Source organism: Streptomyces sp. NPDC093801, from assembly GCF_040701585.1.
In the GTDB taxonomy this organism is placed as follows: Bacteria; Actinomycetota; Actinomycetes; order Streptomycetales; family Streptomycetaceae; genus Streptomyces.
In genome coordinates, this window is sequence record NZ_JBFBDP010000018.1 from 180,121 (window position 1) to 195,668 (window position 15,548).

At 71.4% G+C, this 15,548-nt stretch carries 14 protein-coding genes; 11 read left to right on the forward strand and 3 right to left on the reverse strand.

All coding sequences use genetic code 11. From position 1 onward, the window contains the following. Positions 1-9 precede the first annotated feature (9 nt). The gene (locus tag AB0469_RS22255; RefSeq protein ID WP_366453141.1) at positions 10-402 is read left to right on the forward strand and encodes a peptidase inhibitor family I36 protein; all 393 of its coding nucleotides are present in this window, start codon (positions 10-12) and stop codon (positions 400-402) included. On the opposite strand, the gene AB0469_RS22260 is transcribed toward AB0469_RS22255, so the two are convergent. Both AB0469_RS22260 and aceE read right to left on the reverse strand, forming a co-directional pair. Then, positions 383-1,189, reverse strand: a complete 807-nt coding sequence (locus tag AB0469_RS22260; RefSeq protein WP_366453142.1) for a potassium channel family protein — start codon at positions 1,187-1,189, stop codon at positions 383-385. The genes AB0469_RS22255 and AB0469_RS22260 overlap by 20 nt on opposite strands. Before the next feature lie 95 nt (positions 1,190-1,284). Further along, a complete protein-coding gene (gene aceE, locus AB0469_RS22265; protein ID WP_366453143.1) occupies positions 1,285-4,032 on the reverse strand; it encodes a pyruvate dehydrogenase (acetyl-transferring), homodimeric type in 2,748 nt (915 codons plus the stop codon). A 457-nt stretch (positions 4,033-4,489) separates the two neighbouring features. Here aceE and AB0469_RS22270 point away from each other — a divergent pair, with 457 nt between their 5' ends. From AB0469_RS22270 to AB0469_RS22295, 6 genes are all read left to right on the forward strand, one after another. Continuing rightward, the gene (locus tag AB0469_RS22270; RefSeq protein WP_042819086.1) at positions 4,490-4,915 is read left to right on the forward strand and encodes a DUF3052 domain-containing protein; all 426 of its coding nucleotides are present in this window, start codon (positions 4,490-4,492) and stop codon (positions 4,913-4,915) included. Positions 4,916-5,131: 216 nt separating this feature from the next. Further along, positions 5,132-5,590, forward strand: a complete 459-nt coding sequence (locus AB0469_RS22275; RefSeq protein ID WP_366453158.1) for a peroxiredoxin — start codon at positions 5,132-5,134, stop codon at positions 5,588-5,590. A 122-nt stretch (positions 5,591-5,712) separates the two neighbouring features. Beyond that, positions 5,713-6,288: a TerD family protein gene (locus AB0469_RS22280; protein ID WP_366453144.1), complete on the forward strand. Its 576-nt coding sequence runs from the start codon at positions 5,713-5,715 to the stop codon at positions 6,286-6,288. A gap of 121 nt (positions 6,289-6,409) precedes the next feature. Beyond that, a complete protein-coding gene (locus AB0469_RS22285) occupies positions 6,410-6,985 on the forward strand; it encodes a TerD family protein (protein ID WP_366453145.1) in 576 nt (191 codons plus the stop codon). A 25-nt stretch (positions 6,986-7,010) separates the two neighbouring features. Next, positions 7,011-8,147 (forward strand): DUF475 domain-containing protein, encoded by a 1,137-nt coding sequence (locus AB0469_RS22290; RefSeq protein ID WP_366453146.1) that lies wholly within the window; start codon positions 7,011-7,013, stop codon positions 8,145-8,147. A 132-nt stretch (positions 8,148-8,279) separates the two neighbouring features. Continuing rightward, on the forward strand, positions 8,280-9,029 hold the full coding sequence (locus AB0469_RS22295) for a Tellurium resistance (protein WP_366453147.1): 750 nt from the start codon (positions 8,280-8,282) through the stop codon (positions 9,027-9,029). A gap of 28 nt (positions 9,030-9,057) precedes the next feature. On the opposite strand, the gene AB0469_RS22300 is transcribed toward AB0469_RS22295, so the two are convergent. Then, complete coding sequence (locus tag AB0469_RS22300; RefSeq protein WP_366453148.1) at positions 9,058-9,837, reverse strand: TerD family protein; 780 nt, start codon at positions 9,835-9,837, stop codon at positions 9,058-9,060. A gap of 194 nt (positions 9,838-10,031) precedes the next feature. Here AB0469_RS22300 and AB0469_RS22305 point away from each other — a divergent pair, with 194 nt between their 5' ends. Genes AB0469_RS22305 through AB0469_RS22320 form a run of 4 tightly spaced genes read left to right on the forward strand, consistent with a single transcriptional unit; the run spans position 10,032 to position 15,452 of the window. Further along, a complete protein-coding gene (locus AB0469_RS22305; protein ID WP_366453149.1) occupies positions 10,032-11,219 on the forward strand; it encodes an HpcH/HpaI aldolase/citrate lyase family protein in 1,188 nt (395 codons plus the stop codon). A 29-nt stretch (positions 11,220-11,248) separates the two neighbouring features. Beyond that, positions 11,249-13,978, forward strand: coding sequence for a phosphoribosyltransferase (locus AB0469_RS22310; protein WP_366453150.1), 2,730 nt, complete (start codon positions 11,249-11,251; stop codon positions 13,976-13,978). Continuing rightward, the gene (locus AB0469_RS22315; RefSeq protein WP_366453151.1) at positions 13,975-14,796 is read left to right on the forward strand and encodes an HAD family hydrolase; all 822 of its coding nucleotides are present in this window, start codon (positions 13,975-13,977) and stop codon (positions 14,794-14,796) included. Before AB0469_RS22310 ends, AB0469_RS22315 begins: the two co-directional genes overlap by 4 nt. After that, on the forward strand, positions 14,793-15,452 hold the full coding sequence (locus AB0469_RS22320) for an O-methyltransferase (protein WP_366453152.1): 660 nt from the start codon (positions 14,793-14,795) through the stop codon (positions 15,450-15,452). The genes AB0469_RS22315 and AB0469_RS22320 overlap by 4 nt, the downstream gene beginning before the upstream one ends. The last annotated feature ends 96 nt before the right edge of the window (positions 15,453-15,548 follow it).

The following is a 15,548-nucleotide window of genomic DNA, read 5'->3' on the forward strand; positions in this document are numbered from 1 at the left end:
GACCCCGTCATGCGTACGTGGAGCACCGCACGCGCCACCACCCTCGCCGCCGCCCTCCTGGCCGCCTGCGCCCTCATCCCGTCCACCGCCGGCGGCGCCCACGCCGCCGGGGCCCCGCCCTGCGCCACGGGAGAGCTGTGCCTGTGGGCGAAACCCGACTTCAAGGGCACCAGGCAGACCTACGACCTCAGCACCCTCGACATCAACAGCTGCATCACGCTGCCGCCGCTGCCCGGCAAGGCGGGGTTCCAGGCCCTCGTCAACCGCACGGGGCGCCCGGTGACCACGTACCAGTCGGCCGAGTGCGCGGAGACCGGCGAGTTCCAGACCTACCCGGGTGACGGGGTCTGGCTGCCCCAGTCCCCGTACCAGGTCAGGGCGTTCAAGGTGTGGGAGCGGTAGGCCCCGCCCGGCCGGCGGCCGGCCCGGGCCCCGGGGCGGTCTGGGCGGGCATCGCGCACCGGGAGCCGTGGCCCAGCCGCGCGACCTCGGCCCGCAGTGCCCGCACCTCCTCCTGGAGTTCCCGGACGGCCGCCAGCTGGAGCCGCTCCACCTGGTCGTCGCGCTCGAAACGGGCGATGAACCAGGCGGCGATGTTGGCGGTCACCACACCGAGCAGGGCGATCCCCGACAGCATCAGCCCCACCGCCAGGACCCGGCCCAGCCCGGTGGTGGGGGAGTGGTCCCCGTACCCGACCGTGGTCATGGTGGTGAAGGACCACCACACCGCGTCGCCCAGGTTCTTGATGTTCCCGTTCGGCGCGTCCCGCTCCACGCTCAGTACCGCGAGCGAGCCGAACATCAGCAGTCCGACCACGGCACCCGCCACGTACGTGGTCAGCCGGATCTGCGGGGCCATCCGCGCCCGCCGCCCCACCAGCATCAGGGTCGCCACCAGCCGCAGCAGCCGCAGCGGCTGCACCAGCGGCAGCACCACCGCGGCCAGGTCCAGCCAGTGCGTCCGCACGAAGACCTTCCGGTTCCCCGACAGCCCCAGCCGCACCACGTAGTCCACCGCGAAGGCCGCCCACACCGCCCACTCCGCGTGGGTGCAGGCCCGGTGCACCCCCTCTCCCGCGTCCGGCGCGACGATGGGCACGGCGTAGGCGACGGCGAAAGCCACGGCGAGCACCAGCAGGGGGACCTGAGTACGGCGCTCCCACCGCGCCTGGCGGGAGGTTTCCTTCATGCGGATCATCGTAGGGACAACGGAAGGGGGCGTTGGGACAGGTGTCCCAACGCCCCCACGGAAGAGTGATTCCTCCCGCGTCCGTCCCGCCGCGGCTAGGCGTCCCCGCCCGCCGCACCCGGGTCGGCGGCCGCGACGTCCAGCAGCTGGTACCGGTCGACGGCCTGCTTCAGCGCCGAGCGGTCGATCTTCCCCTCACGGGCGAGCTCGGTGAGCGTGGCCAGGACCACCGACTGGGCGTCGATGTGGAAGAAGCGCCGCGCCGCGCCGCGGGTGTCGGCGAAGCCGAAACCGTCCGCGCCCAGCGAGGTGTACGTCCCCGGCACCCAGCGCGCGATCTGGTCCGGCACCGCGCGCATCCAGTCCGAGACCGCCACGAACGGCCCCTCCGCGCCCGACAGCTTCCGGGTCACGTACGGGACGCGCTGCTCCTCCTCCGGGTGGAGCAGGTTGTGCTCCTCCACCGCGACGGCCTCGCGGCGCAGCTCGTTCCAGGAGGTCGCCGACCAGACGTCCGCCCGGACGTTCCACTCCTCGGCCAGGATCCGCTGCGCCTCCAGCGCCCAGGGCACGGCCACGCCCGAGGCCATGATCTGCGCCCCGATGGCGCCCGAGGTGCCCTGCGAGACGCGGTGGATGCCCTTGAGGATGCCGTCCACGTCGACGTCCGCCGGCTCGGCCGGGTGCCGGATCGGCTCGTTGTAGACGGTCAGGTAGTAGAAGACGTCCTCGCCCGGCTCGTCCGTCTCCGTCGGGCCGTACATGCGCCGCAGGCCGTCCTTGACGATGTGCGCGATCTCGTAGCCGTAGGCCGGGTCGTACGCCACGCAGCCCGGGTTGGTCGACGCCAGCAGCTGGGAGTGGCCGTCGGCGTGCTGGAGTCCCTCACCCGTCAGGGTGGTCCGGCCGGCGGTCGCACCCAGGACGAAACCGCGCGCCAACTGGTCGGCCATCTGCCAGAACTGGTCACCCGTCCGCTGGAATCCGAACATCGAGTAGAAGACGTAGACCGGGATCAGCGGCTCGCCGTGCGTCGCGTACGCCGAACCCGCGGCGATCAGCGAGGCCGTGCAGCCGGCCTCCGAGATGCCGTCGTGCAGCATCTGGCCGGTCGGGGACTCCTTGTAGGCGAGGAGCAGGTCGCGGTCGACCGCCTCGTACTGCTGGCCCAGCGGGTTGTAGATCTTGGCGCTCGGGAAGAAGGCGTCCATGCCGAAGGTGCGGTACTCGTCGGGCGCGATCAGCACGAAGCGCTTGCCGATCTCCTTGTCCCGCATGAGGTCCTTCAGGATGCGGACGAAGGCCATCGTGGTGGCGATCGACTGCTGGCCCGAGCCCTTCTTGGCGGCCGCGTAGGCCTTGTCGTCCGGCAGGGCCAGCGGCTTCGCGCGGACCACGCGGGTGGGCACGTACCCGCCGTGGGCGCTGCGCTGGTCGTGCATGTACTGGATCTCGGGCGAGTTGCGGCCCGGGTGGTAGTACGGCGGGGCGCCGCTCTCCAGCTGCGCGTCGGTGATCGGGATGTGCAGCCGGTCGCGGAAGCGCTTGAGGTCGTCGACCGTCAGCTTCTTCATCTGGTGCGTGGCGTTGCGGCCCTCGAAGTTCGGGCCGAGGGTCCAGCCCTTGACCGTCTGCGCCAGGATCACCGTCGGCTGGCCCTTGTGGGCCTTGGCCGCCGCGTAGGCCGCGTAGACCTTCTTGTGGTCGTGGCCGCCGCGGCCCAGGTGCTGGATCTGCCGGTCGGTCATGTTCTCGACCATCGCGCGCAGCCGCTGGTCGCCGCCGAAGAAGTGCTCGCGGATGTACGCGCCCGACTCGGTGGCGTACGTCTGGAACTGCCCGTCGGGGGTGGAGTTCATCTTGTTGACCAGGATGCCGTCGCGGTCCTGCGCCAGCAGCGGGTCCCAGGAGCGGTCCCAGATCAGCTTGATCACGTTCCAGCCGGCGCCGCGGAAGATCGACTCCAGCTCCTGGATGATCTTGCCGTTGCCGCGCACCGGGCCGTCGAGGCGCTGGAGGTTGCAGTTGACGACGAAGGTCAGGTTGTCCAGGCCCTCGCGGGCGGCGAGGGACAGCTGGCCGAGCGACTCCGGCTCGTCCATCTCGCCGTCGCCGAGGTACGCCCAGACGTGGGACCGGGAGGTGTCGGCGATCCCGCGGGCCTCCATGTACCGGTTCATCCGGGCCTGGTAGATCGCGCCGAGCGGGCCGAGGCCCATCGAGACGGTCGGGAACTCCCAGAAGTCCGGCATCAGCCGCGGGTGCGGGTAGCTCGACAGGCCGTACGGGGCCTTCGACTTCTCCTGGCGGAACGCGTCGAGCTGCTGCTCCGTGAGCCGGTCGAGGAGGTAGGCGCGGGCGTAGATGCCGGGGGAGGCGTGGCCCTGGAAGAAGATCTGGTCGCCGCCGTCGCCCTCGTCCTTGCCCCGGAAGAAGTGGTTGAAGCCCACGTCGTAGAGGGAGGCGGAGGAGGCGAAGGTGGCGATGTGCCCGCCGACGCCGATCCCCGGGCGCTGGGCGCGCGAGACCATGACGGCCGCGTTCCAGCGGGTGGCGTTGAGGACCTTGCGCTCGATCTCCTCGTTGCCGGGGAAGAAGGGCTCGTCCTTCGTGGCGATGGTGTTGACGTAGTCCGTGGAGCGCATCTCGGGGACGGCCACGCGCCTCTCGCGGGCCCGCTCGATCAGTCGCAGCATCAGGTAGCGGGCGCGCTCGCGGCCCCGCTCGTCGACGGCGGCGTCCAGGGAGTCGAGCCACTCCCTGGTCTCCTCCGGGTCGAAGTCCGGGACCTGGCTCGGCAGGCCGCCAATGATGATCGGATTGCGATCGGATGCGGAAGCCACGCTGTTCCTTCGCTGTCAGGGGGAGTCGTGCCTTGGGTCGCCGCCTCCCATGGTCTTACGCCCGGGCGAAATCTTCACCTCTACCACTGGGTAACACCTGGAGCGGGGAAGGAGCGCCGGGCGGGCCGTGCCGGTCCTGGACGCGACGGGGCCAAATCGCAACCTTACGCGCAGGACGATCACCGGGTTCGTAAGGCCGTTCGTCCCTCAAACAGGTAGGAAAGTCCTCTGCGATGCCGAATGAGCCGGAATGGTGTGGGATGAATCACCGGTGGTCCCCTCGGGAACCCTGAAACGTACGGCAAAGTTGCGGCGAGACGGCCGCAATCGTCACCGTTTCGACGGTCTCGGCGGCCGGGTACTTGCGCGATCCGCCGCGCCCGTGTGGACTACGCCCAATGCTGCGCGTACGCGCGCCGCCGAAAGACATTCACCGAACATGAGCAGGAGGCACCCCGTGAGCGCGACCGCGGACCACGCGGAGAGCCTGGCCGCCCGGCTGGGTTTCCAGTCCGAACAGGTGGTCCAGGAGATCGGCTACGACGAGGACGTCGATCAGGAATTCCGTGAAACCGTCGAGGACCTCGTCAGTGAGCTCGCCGACGAGGACTACGACGACGTCGCCGACGCGGTGCTGCTGTGGTTCCGCGACGAGGACGGCGATCTGACGGACGCCCTGGTCGATGCGACCGAGCTGGTCGAGGACGGCGCACTGATCCTGCTGCTGACCCCCAAGACGGGCCGTGACGGCTACGTCGAGGCCAGCGACATCAGCGAGGCCGCCGAGACCGCCGGTCTCTCGCTGGCCAAGGGCCTGCCCGTCGGCAAGGAGTGGACCTCCACCAAGCTGGTGACGCCGAAGGCGGCCAAGTCCAAGCGCTGAGCCGCTCCCCGCAGCCAAGTGGGACGCACACCCCGCCGGCCCGGATCACACCGGGCCCGGCGGGGTGTGCGCGTTCCGGGCCGCGCTCGCCGCGCCGGCCGCACCCGCCGCGGCGCGCCGCGTCCCGTCGGCGGCCCGATCGGCCGGGACCGGCCTTAGGGTGGGTCTCACCCGAACGGCCCCGTGCGGGACCGCAGGAACGAAGGGATGCGAGAGATGGCGATCGAGGTCGGACACAAGGCCCCGGACTTCGAGCTCAAGGACAACCACGGCGCCACCGTGCGGCTCTCCGACTTCCGGGGGGAGAAGGCCGTGGTGCTGCTCTTCTACCCGTTCGCCTTCACCGGCGTGTGCACCGGCGAGCTCTGCGAGCTGCGCGACCAGCTGCCCCGCTTCCAGAACGACGACGTCCAGCTGCTGGCCGTCTCCAACGACTCCGTGCCGACCCTGCGCGTCTTCGCCGACCAGGAGGGCCTGGAGTACCCGCTGCTCTCCGACTTCTGGCCGCACGGGGAGACGTCCCGCGCGTACGGCGTCTTCGACGAGGAGAAGGGCTGCGCGGTCCGCGGCACCTTCGTCATCGACAAGGACGGCGTCGTGCGCTGGAGCGTCGTCAACGGGCTGCCCGACGCGCGTGACCTGAACGAGTACATCAAGGCCCTCGACAGCCTCTGAGGACCCCCGGACGGGTTCGCCGTGAAAACCGCCTGCGGGCGGGAACCCGTCACTAGGATCGAAACGTTGATCCGTTAGCAACGCACGCGGGGCACCGCCCCACACACACCAATGGAGGACTCGTGGGAGTCAGCCTCAGCAAGGGCGGCAACGTCTCGCTGACCAAGGCCGCGCCCAACCTGACGGCGGTCATCGTCGGTCTGGGCTGGGACGCCCGCACCACCACCGGTGTCGACTTCGACCTCGACGCCAGCGCGATCCTGACCAACGACCAGGGCAAGGTCGCCACCGACTCGAACTTCGTGTTCTTCAACAACCTGAAGAGCCCGGACGGCTCGGTCGAGCACACCGGTGACAACCTGACCGGCGAGGGCGAGGGCGACGACGAGGCGATCAAGGTCAACCTGGCCGGCGTCCCCGCCGACGTGGCCAAGATCGTCTTCCCGGTCTCCATCTACGAGGCCGAGAGCCGCCAGCAGAGCTTCGGCCAGGTCCGCAACGCCTACATCCGCGTCGTGAACCAGGCCGACAACACCGAGCTCGCCCGCTACGACCTCTCCGAGGACGCCTCCACCGAGACCGCCATGGTCTTCGGCGAGCTGTACCGCAACGGCGCGGAGTGGAAGTTCCGCGCCATCGGCCAGGGCTACGCCTCCGGTCTGCGCGGTATCGCGCAGGACTTCGGCGTCAACGTCTGAGCCGAGAAAAGTTCGTCCGTCCGGCGCCGTGCACCTCTGTGTACGGCGCCGGACCGGCTTTGCCACCATGGAGCCGGGTGGCGGGGCCACCATCACCACGTCGTTCGGGGAGGACCACATCATGGGCGTCACACTCGCCAAGGGGGGCAACGTCTCCCTGTCCAAGCAGGCACCGAACCTCACCCGGGTTCTGATCGGCCTCGGATGGGACGCGCGCTCGACCACGGGGGCCGACTTCGACCTCGACGCCAGCGCGCTGCTCTGCCGTGACGGCCGGGTGCTCGGCGACCAGTACTTCGTCTTCTACAACAACCTGAAGAGCCCCGAGGGCTCCGTCGAACACACCGGCGACAACCTCACCGGCGAGGGCGAGGGCGACGACGAGTCGATCATCATCGACCTCGCGAAGGTCCCGGCCCAGGTCGACAAGATCGTCTTCCCCGTCTCCATCCACGATGCGGACAGCCGCCGGCAGAGCTTCGGCCAGGTCAGCAACGCCTTCATCCGTGTGGTGAACATGGCGGACGACCAGGAACTCGCCCGCTACGACCTGACCGAGGACGCCTCCAGCGAAACGGCGATGATCTTCGGGGAGGTCTACCGCTACGGGGGCGAGTGGAAGTTCCGTGCGGTGGGACAGGGGTACGCGTCGGGCCTGCGGGGCATCGCTCTAGACTTCGGGGTCAACGTTTCGTAAAGCCGTACAAGACGATGGGGTGCCAGTGGTTCTCAAAACCTTCGGCTGGTCGTTCGCAGTCACTGCGCTCGGTCTGGTCGCAGCGGTGTTCTACGGGGGGTGGACCGCTTTTGGGATCGTGGCGATCCTGACGATCCTCGAGATCTCGCTGTCCTTCGACAATGCGGTGGTCAACGCCGGAATCCTGAAGAAGATGAATGCCTTCTGGCAGAAGATCTTCCTCACGGTCGGCGTCCTCATCGCCGTGTTCGGCATGCGCCTGGTCTTCCCCGTCGTGATCGTGGCGATCAGCGCCAAGATCGGCCCGATCGACGCGGTCAATCTGGCGCTGAACGACAAGGAGCAGTACCAGCAGCTCGTCACGGACGCCCACCCGTCCATCGCCGCCTTCGGCGGCATGTTCCTGCTGATGATCTTCCTCGACTTCATCTTCGAGGACCGCGACATCAAGTGGCTCGCCTGGCTGGAGCGCCCGCTCGCCAAGCTCGGCAAGATCGACATGCTGTCCGCGTGCATCGCGCTGATCGTCCTGGTCATCACCTCGATGACCTTCGCCACCCAGGCCCACCAGCACGGCGGGGCCCACGTGGACAAGGCGCAGACCGTCCTGGTCTCCGGCGTCCTCGGCCTGATCACCTACATGATCGTCGGCGGCCTCTCCGGCTACTTCGAGAACAGGCTGGAAGAAGAGGAGGAGGCCGAGCACGAGGCGGAGGAAGCGGCCAAGAAGAGCGGCACGCCCGTCTCGGCCGTCGCGATGGCCGGCAAGGCCGCGTTCTTCATGTTCCTCTACCTGGAGGTCCTCGACGCCTCCTTCTCCTTCGACGGGGTCATCGGCGCCTTCGCCATCACCAACGACATCGTGCTCATGGCCCTCGGCCTCGGCATCGGTGCCATGTACGTCCGGTCGCTCACGGTCTACCTGGTCCGCCAGGGCACCCTCGACGACTACGTCTACCTGGAGCACGGCGCGCACTACGCCATCGGCGCCCTCGCCGTGATCCTGCTCGTCACCATCCAGTACGAGATCAACGAGGTCATCACGGGCCTCGTCGGCGTCGTGCTGATCGCCTGGTCCTTCTGGTCCTCCGTGCGCCGCAACAAGCGGCTGGAGGCCGAGGGCGGCGACGGAGAGCCCGCGGAGGTCGGCGCCGGGGTGTGACCCGGCCCCGATTGCGGAACGCTCCTACGAGAGCCGTCTCTTCATCGGCGGGGCGGCCGCGCGGATCCCACGGACCCGCGCGGCCGCCCCGCGGCATATCCGCGCACGGACCGACCAGGGGGGTTGGGGTACATGGGGTTCTTCGACGGGTTCTTCGACGGGGTCAGGGGCGCCCGCGCCATGCGGTTCGACTCGGGCAACGCCTCGTCGAACGCCATCGAGCTGACCAAACGGCAGCCGACGGTCTCGCTCACCAAACAGCAGGCCGTCCACGGCAACCTCCGGGTGAACCTCTCCTGGCGGATGCGGACCTCGGACATCGGCGGCCGCTCCGGCCAGAGCGGGCAGCTCTTCCGCCACCCGTTCAAGCTCTTCAAGCCCGACATGGTGCAGGCGCACACCCAGGGCATGGTCAACGTCGACCTCGACATGGGGTGCCTGTACGAGCTGGCGGACGGCACCCGCGGCGCCGTGCAGCCGCTGGGCAACCTGCTCGGCGACCTCAACGATCCGCCGTACGTGAAGCTCAGCGGGGACGACCGGTTCGGCTCCCCCTCCGGGGAGACCCTCTACGTCAACCTCGACCACGCCGACCAGATCAAGCGGCTGCTGGTCTTCGTCTACATCTACGACCAGACCCCGGCCTTCGACCGCACGCACGCCCTGGTCACCCTCTACCCGACCGCGGGCCCGAGGATCGAGATCCCCCTGGAGGAGCGCCACCCGCAGGCGCGCTCCTGCGCGGTGGTCTCCCTCCAGAACGTCAAGGGCGAGCTGGTCGTCCGCCGCGAGGTGAAGTTCGTGTACGGGTTCCAGGCCGAGCTGGACCGGCTGTACGGCTGGGGCCTCCAGTGGGGCCGGGGCTACAAGACGAAGGCCTGAGCCCCGGCGGACGGTGCCGCCCCGGCCGTCAGCGGCGGATGAACTGCGGGCCCTGCACCGGCAGCCGGAACGACGGGTCCCCGCCCGGCGCCGGCACGGGCACCGGGGAGACCTGCTGCGGGTAGCCGTAGGCGGGCTGGACGGGCGGCGGGGCCTGGGTGGCCGGGGCGGGCGCCGGCGGGCGCATGGCGGCCGTCCGGTCGTCCCCGGCCCCCACGGCGGCCGGGGGAGCCGCGGGGGCGCCCTCGGCGGCCTCGCCGGCGTTCTCGTCGACGGAGATCCCGTGGTCCGTCGCCAGCCCCACCAGGCCGTTGGAGTAGCCCTCGCCCAGCGCGCGGAACTTCCACCCCTCGCCCCGGCGGTAGAGCTCGCCGCACATCAGCGCCGTCTCGGCGCCGGTCTCCGGACGCACGTCGAAGTGGGCCAGCGGTTCCGCCCCGGCGCCGGGGGAGGCGTCGTAGAGCTGGATCCGCAGGTCGTGGACCCGCTGGAAGGGCACGTCCTCGGCGGAGGCCACCACCAGGATCCGGTCCACGACCGGGGGGACGGCCCGCAGATCCGCCTGGACCGCGTCGGTCACCCCGTCGCCCACCTGCTTCTTGCCCAGGCGCCAGACGGACCCCGAGGGGTGGCGGGGCTGGTTGTAGAACACGAAGTCCTCGTCCGAGCGCACGCGCCCGTCCGCCCCCACGAGCAGCGCGGAGGCGTCCACGTCCGGCACCTCGGGCCCGGTGGTCCAGCGCAGCACCGCCCGGACCGCCGTGGCGGCCACCGGGATGTTCGAGCCCTTCTGCATCGCGTGCGTCATGCCCGTCATCCTGCCCTCCCGGGCGGGGGAGGAACAATGCGGCCCCCCGTAGGGCCTTGTCCGGAACGGTGGAGCTGGGCATTGTGCGAGAGGGTTACCGGAACTTCATGTGCTTGAGGAACTCTTGACTCACGTTCGTACGTACTATTACCGGCCACGCCAGTCGGGCCTCTGAGGCAGTACGGGGGAAGCACATGCGTCACTTCGGGCACATATCGCCCACGGTCCGTGAGGGCCTCTTCCACCAGGAGCCCGCCGAGTTCACCCTGGCCTCCCCGGCCCGTACCCTCGCCGCCGCGCTCGGGGCCACCCTCTACAGCCCGGCCACCCGGCCGCGCCTGGCCGCCGACATCCGCAAGCAGGCCGGCCGCGGCGTGGTCTCGATGGTCCTCTGCCTGGAGGATTCCATCAGCGACGCCGACGTGGTCGACGGCGAGGAGAACCTCGTCCGCCAGTTCGCGGAGCTCGACGCCGGACCCGGCGCGGACGGCGCCGCCGCCGGGGAGCTCCCGCTCCTCTTCATCCGCGTCCGCACGCCCGAGCAGATACCCGACCTCGTCCGCCGCCTCGGCGGATCCGCGCGGAACCTGGCCGGATTCGTCCTTCCGAAGTTCACGGAGGACCGGGGAACGGGCTTCCTCGACGCCGTGGCCCACGCCGAGGCCGTCAGCGGGCTGCCCCGGCTGTACGCCATGCCCGTCCTGGAGACCCCCGACCTCCTCCACCTCGAAACCCGGGCCGGGGCCCTCGCCGGCATCTCGCGCACCGTCGACCGCCACCGCGAGCGGGTCCTGGCCCTGCGCCTGGGCGTCACGGACTTCTGCTCCGTATACGGACTGCGCCGCACCCCCGACATGACCGCGTACGACGTCCAGATCGTGGCCGGCGTCATCGCCGACGTGGTCAACGTCCTCAGCCGCGCCGACGGCACCGGCTTCACCGTCACCGGCCCCGTCTGGGAGTACTTCCGCAGCCAGCAGCGCCTCTTCAAGCCGCAGCTGCGCCGCAGCCCCTTCCTGGAGGAGGGCGTCGAGGAACTGCGCACCGCCCTGATCGAACACGACCTGGACGGGCTGCTGCGCGAGGTCGAGCTGGACCGCGCCAACGGACTGCTGGGCAAGACCTGCATCCACCCCGCCCACGTCACGCCGGTGCACGCGCTGTCGGTGGTCTCCCACGAGGAGTTCAGCGATGCCCAGGACATCCTGCGGCCCGAGCGCGACGGCGGCGGAGTGATGCGGTCCGCCTACACGAACAAGATGAACGAGGTGAAGCCCCACCGGGCCTGGGCCGAGCGCACCATGCTGCGCGCCGAGGTCTTCGGTGTGGCGAAGGAGGAGGTCGGCTTCGTCGACCTCCTGACGGCCGGGCTCCAGCTGTGAGCGGGCCGCAGCGGACGACGAGGATGGCGATGAAGGGCACGACGAACGACGCGCAGTGGTCGGGGACCTGGGTGGCGCAGCGGCTGGGCGTACGCCTGGAGGGCCCGCAGGGCGGGGGCCCGGAGGGCGCGGCCCGGCTCGCCGAGCTGCTCGGGCTGGCACTGCGGCGCAACCCCAAGCGCGCCCACCTGCTGGTCTCCCAGGTGCTGGGCAAGCACGTCCCGCAGTCGCCCGCGACCGTCTACGCCGCCGGGTACGGGCTCGGTGAGCGGGTCCGGGAGCTGCTCGGCGACCGCGCCGCCTCCGCCCTGGTCCTCGGCTACGCCGAGACCGCCACCGGGCTCGGCCACTGCGTCGCCGACGGCCTGGGCGCGGCCCCGTACCTGCACTCCACGCGCCGCCCGGTGCCGGGGGTGCGGCCCGCCGGCGGCTTCGAGGAGGCGCATTCGCACGCCACCTCGCACCTGCTGCTGCCCGAGGACCCGAAGCTGCTGGCGGGCGACGGGCCGCTGGTCCTGGTCGACGACGAGTTCTCCACCGGCAACACCGTCCTGAACACCATCCGCGACCTGCACGCCCGCCACCCGCGCCGCCACTACGTGGTCGTCGCCCTCGTCGACATGCGCTCCGCCGCCGACCGGGACCGCCTCACCGCCTTCGCCGCCGAGCTGGGCGCCCGCGTCGACCTGGTCGCCCTGGCCTCCGGCACGGTCTCCCTGCCGGAGGGGGTCCTGGCCAGGGGCCAGGCCCTGGTGGAGGAACACGAGGCCCAGGCCACGGCGCGGACGGCCTCCGGGGGCGGCCCCGCGGGCGCCCCCGGCACGTCCGGGGCCCTCGCCGCATGCGGCTCTGCCGGGGACGGTCACCCGCGGCGCGCGGCCGCGTCGGCCTCCGGGGGCGGCCCCGTCCTGAGCGACCGTGCCGGGGGCGACTCGGCCGTGCGTGCCCCTGCCGGGGGCGACTCCGCTGCGAGCGACCCCGCCGCAGGCGGCTCCCCGGGCACCCCCGGCACGGCCGGGTTCCCCGCCGCGGGCGACCCCGCAGGGGTCCCGTACGCCCGGGTCGTCCTGGAGTGGCCCGCCGGGGTTCCCGACGGGGGCCGGCACGGCTTCACGCCCGGCCACCGCGAGGCGCTGGAGGCGGCCCTGCCCGCCCTCGCCCGGCAGGTCGCCGCCCCGCTGGGCGAGCGGCCCGGCAGGGTCCTCGTCCTCGGCAACGAGGAGCTGATGTACGCCCCGCTGCGCCTCGCGGCGGCCCTGGAGGAGTCCGGGGCGGCGGCCGAGGTGCGGTTCTCCTCGACCACCCGCTCGCCCGTCCTCGCCGTCGACGACCCCGGCTACGCCATCCGCACCCGGCTCGTCTTCCCCGCGCACGACGCTCCGGCCGACGGCCCCGGCGACCGCTACGCCTACAACGTCGCGGGCGCCGGCTTCGACGCCGTCGTCGCCGTCGTGGACTCCGCCGGCGACACCCCCGGCCTGCACACCGGGCTGCTCGCCGCCCTGGCCCCGCACACCGGCCGCGTCGTGCTGGCCGTCGTCCCCTCGTACGCGCCCGGCATACCCGGCGCACCCCACCGGCAGGAGCCGACCATGTCCGAGCCGACCCTGCCGGAGCCTCTGCCGGAGCCCCTGCGGGGGCCCGCCTTCTCCTCGTACGCCCCCGAGGACGTCGGCTGGCTGCTCCAGGACCTCTCCGCCGTCGAGCTGGAGGCCCCGACCGAGGAGCGCGAGGAGGCCATCCAGGCGGGCGGCGCGCACTACGCCGAGTCCCTGCCCGTCGAGTACCAGCCCTCCGAGCACTACCAGACGCTCTACCAGGACGCCCTGGCCGCCTCCGCCGCCCGCGTGGCCCGCGCCGTCGGCACCGTCACCGAGACCGTGCTCGCCGAGCGCTCCCCGTCCCCGGTGCTGGTCTCCCTGGCCCGCGCCGGAACCCCCGTCGGCGTGCTGATGCGCCGCTGGGCCGCCGCCCGGCACGGCCTGGACCTGCCGCACTACGCCGTCTCCATCGTGCGCGGCCGCGGCATCGACGCCAACGCCCTGCGCTGGCTCGCCGCCCACCACGACCCGGCCGACGTGGTCTTCGTGGACGGCTGGACCGGCAAGGGCGCCATCACGCGCGAACTGCGCGAGGCCCTGGCCGGCTTCGACGGCTTCAACCCGGAGATCGTCGTCCTCGCCGACCCCGGCGCCTGCGTGCGGACGTACGGCACCCGCGAGGACTTCCTGATCCCCTCCGCCTGCCTGAACTCCACCGTCTCCGGCCTGGTCTCGCGCACGGTGCTCCGGTCCGACCTGGTCGGCCCGGACGACTTCCACGGTGCGAAGTTCTACCGCGAGCTGGCCGGCGCCGACGTCTCGGGCGCCTTCGTGGACGCCGTCGCCGCCCGCTTCGACGAGGTCGCCGAGGCCGTCGACGCCGAGGTCAAGGAACTCCTCGCCGCCGACCGCACCCCGACCTGGGTGGGCTGGGCCGCGGTCGAGCGGATCAGCGAGGAGTACGGCATCCACGACGTGAACCTGGTCAAGCCCGGTGTCGGCGAGACCACCCGCGTGCTGCTGCGCCGCGTGCCGTGGAAGATCCTGGCCCAGCGCGGCGCCGGCTCCGACCTGGACCACGTCCGCCTGCTCGCCGGGCAGCGCGGCGTGCCGGTCGAAGAGGTCGACGACCTCCCGTACACCTGTGTAGGACTCATCCACCCCCGCTTCACGCGCGGCGCCACGGGCGCCGACGGAAAGGCAGTGGCAGCCAAGTGACCGTCCTCGTAGCCAGTGACCTCGACCGCACGCTCATCTACTCGGCGGCCGCCCTCGGCCTGACCATGCCCGACCCGCAGGCCCCCCGGCTGCTGTGCGTCGAGGTGCACGAGGGCAGGCCGCTGTCCTTCATGACGGAGACGGCGGCGGCGCTGCTCGCCGCACTGGCCGCCGACCCGGCGGCGGTCTTCGTCCCGACCACCACCCGCACGCGCAAGCAGTACCAGCGGATCCGCTTCCCCGGGCCCCCGGCCCCGTACGCGATCTGCGCCAACGGCGGACAGCTGCTGGTGGACGGGGTGCCCGACCGGGACTGGCGGCGCGCGGTGGCCCGGCGGCTCGCCGAGGAGTGCGCCCCGCTGGAGGAGGTCCAGCAGCACCTGCTGGACGTGTCCGACCCGCAGTGGCTGCGCAAGGCCCGGGTCGCGGAGGACCTCTTCGCGTACCTGGTCGTCGAGCGGGCGCTGGTTCCCGACGAGTGGCTCAAGGCCCTCACCCGCTGGGCCGAGGAGCGGGGCTGGACCGTCTCCCTCCAGGGCCGCAAGATCTACGCGGTGCCGCGCCCGCTGACCAAGAGCGCCGCGATGCGCGAGGTCGCCCGCCGCACGGGCGCCACCACCACCCTCGCCGCCGGGGACTCGCTGCTCGACGCCGACCTGCTGCTGGCGGCCGACCGGGCGTGGCGGCCGGGACACGGCGAACTGGCCGACGCGGGGTGGACGGCGCCGACCGTCACGGCCCTGCACGAGGCCGGTGTACTCGCCGGTGAGGAGATCGTCCGCTCCTTCGGCCGGGCGGTTGCGACACTGACCGCATGACCAAGGGCAACAGCACCAAGATCACCGACGAGCTCTACCGCTACGTCCTCGCGCACAACCCCCCGCTGGACGAGTTCCAGCGGGGGCTGGTCGCCACCACCTGGGAGAAGTTCCCCGAGTCCGCCGGCATGCAGTCGGCGGAGGAGCAGGGGCCGCTGCTGGCCTTCCTGGTCCGGCTGACGGGCGCGAAGCACATCGTGGAGGTCGGCACCTTCACCGGCTTCTCCGCCCTGTCCATGGCCCAGGCCCTCCCGGCGGACGGCCGCCTGATCGCCTGCGACGTGTCGGAGGAGTGGACCGCGTACGGCCGCGAGGCCTGGGCGGCGGCCGGGGTCGCGGACCGCATCGACCTGCGCATCGCCCCCGCCCTGGACACGCTGCGCGCCATGCCTGCCGAACCGCACGTCGACCTGGCCTACGTCGACGCGGACAAGCAGAACCAGATCCTCTACTGGGAGGAACTCGTACCGAGGATGCGGCCGGGCGGGCTGATCGTCACGGACAACACCCTCTTCCACGGGACGGTCCTCGACGAGTCGCCCGACAGCAGGGGTGCGAGCGTCCGCGCGTTCAACGAACACGTCATGGCGGACACCCGCATGGACTCCGTCCTGCTGGCCGTCTCGGACGGCCTCACCCTGTCGCGCAAGCGCTAGGTGTATTGCCCGGTGAGGTTGGGGACGCGGCTGGCGGGTGGTTTGCCTGCGAGCGCGGTGTGTCCGCGGTGGTGATTGTAGGTGTGGAGCCACTGG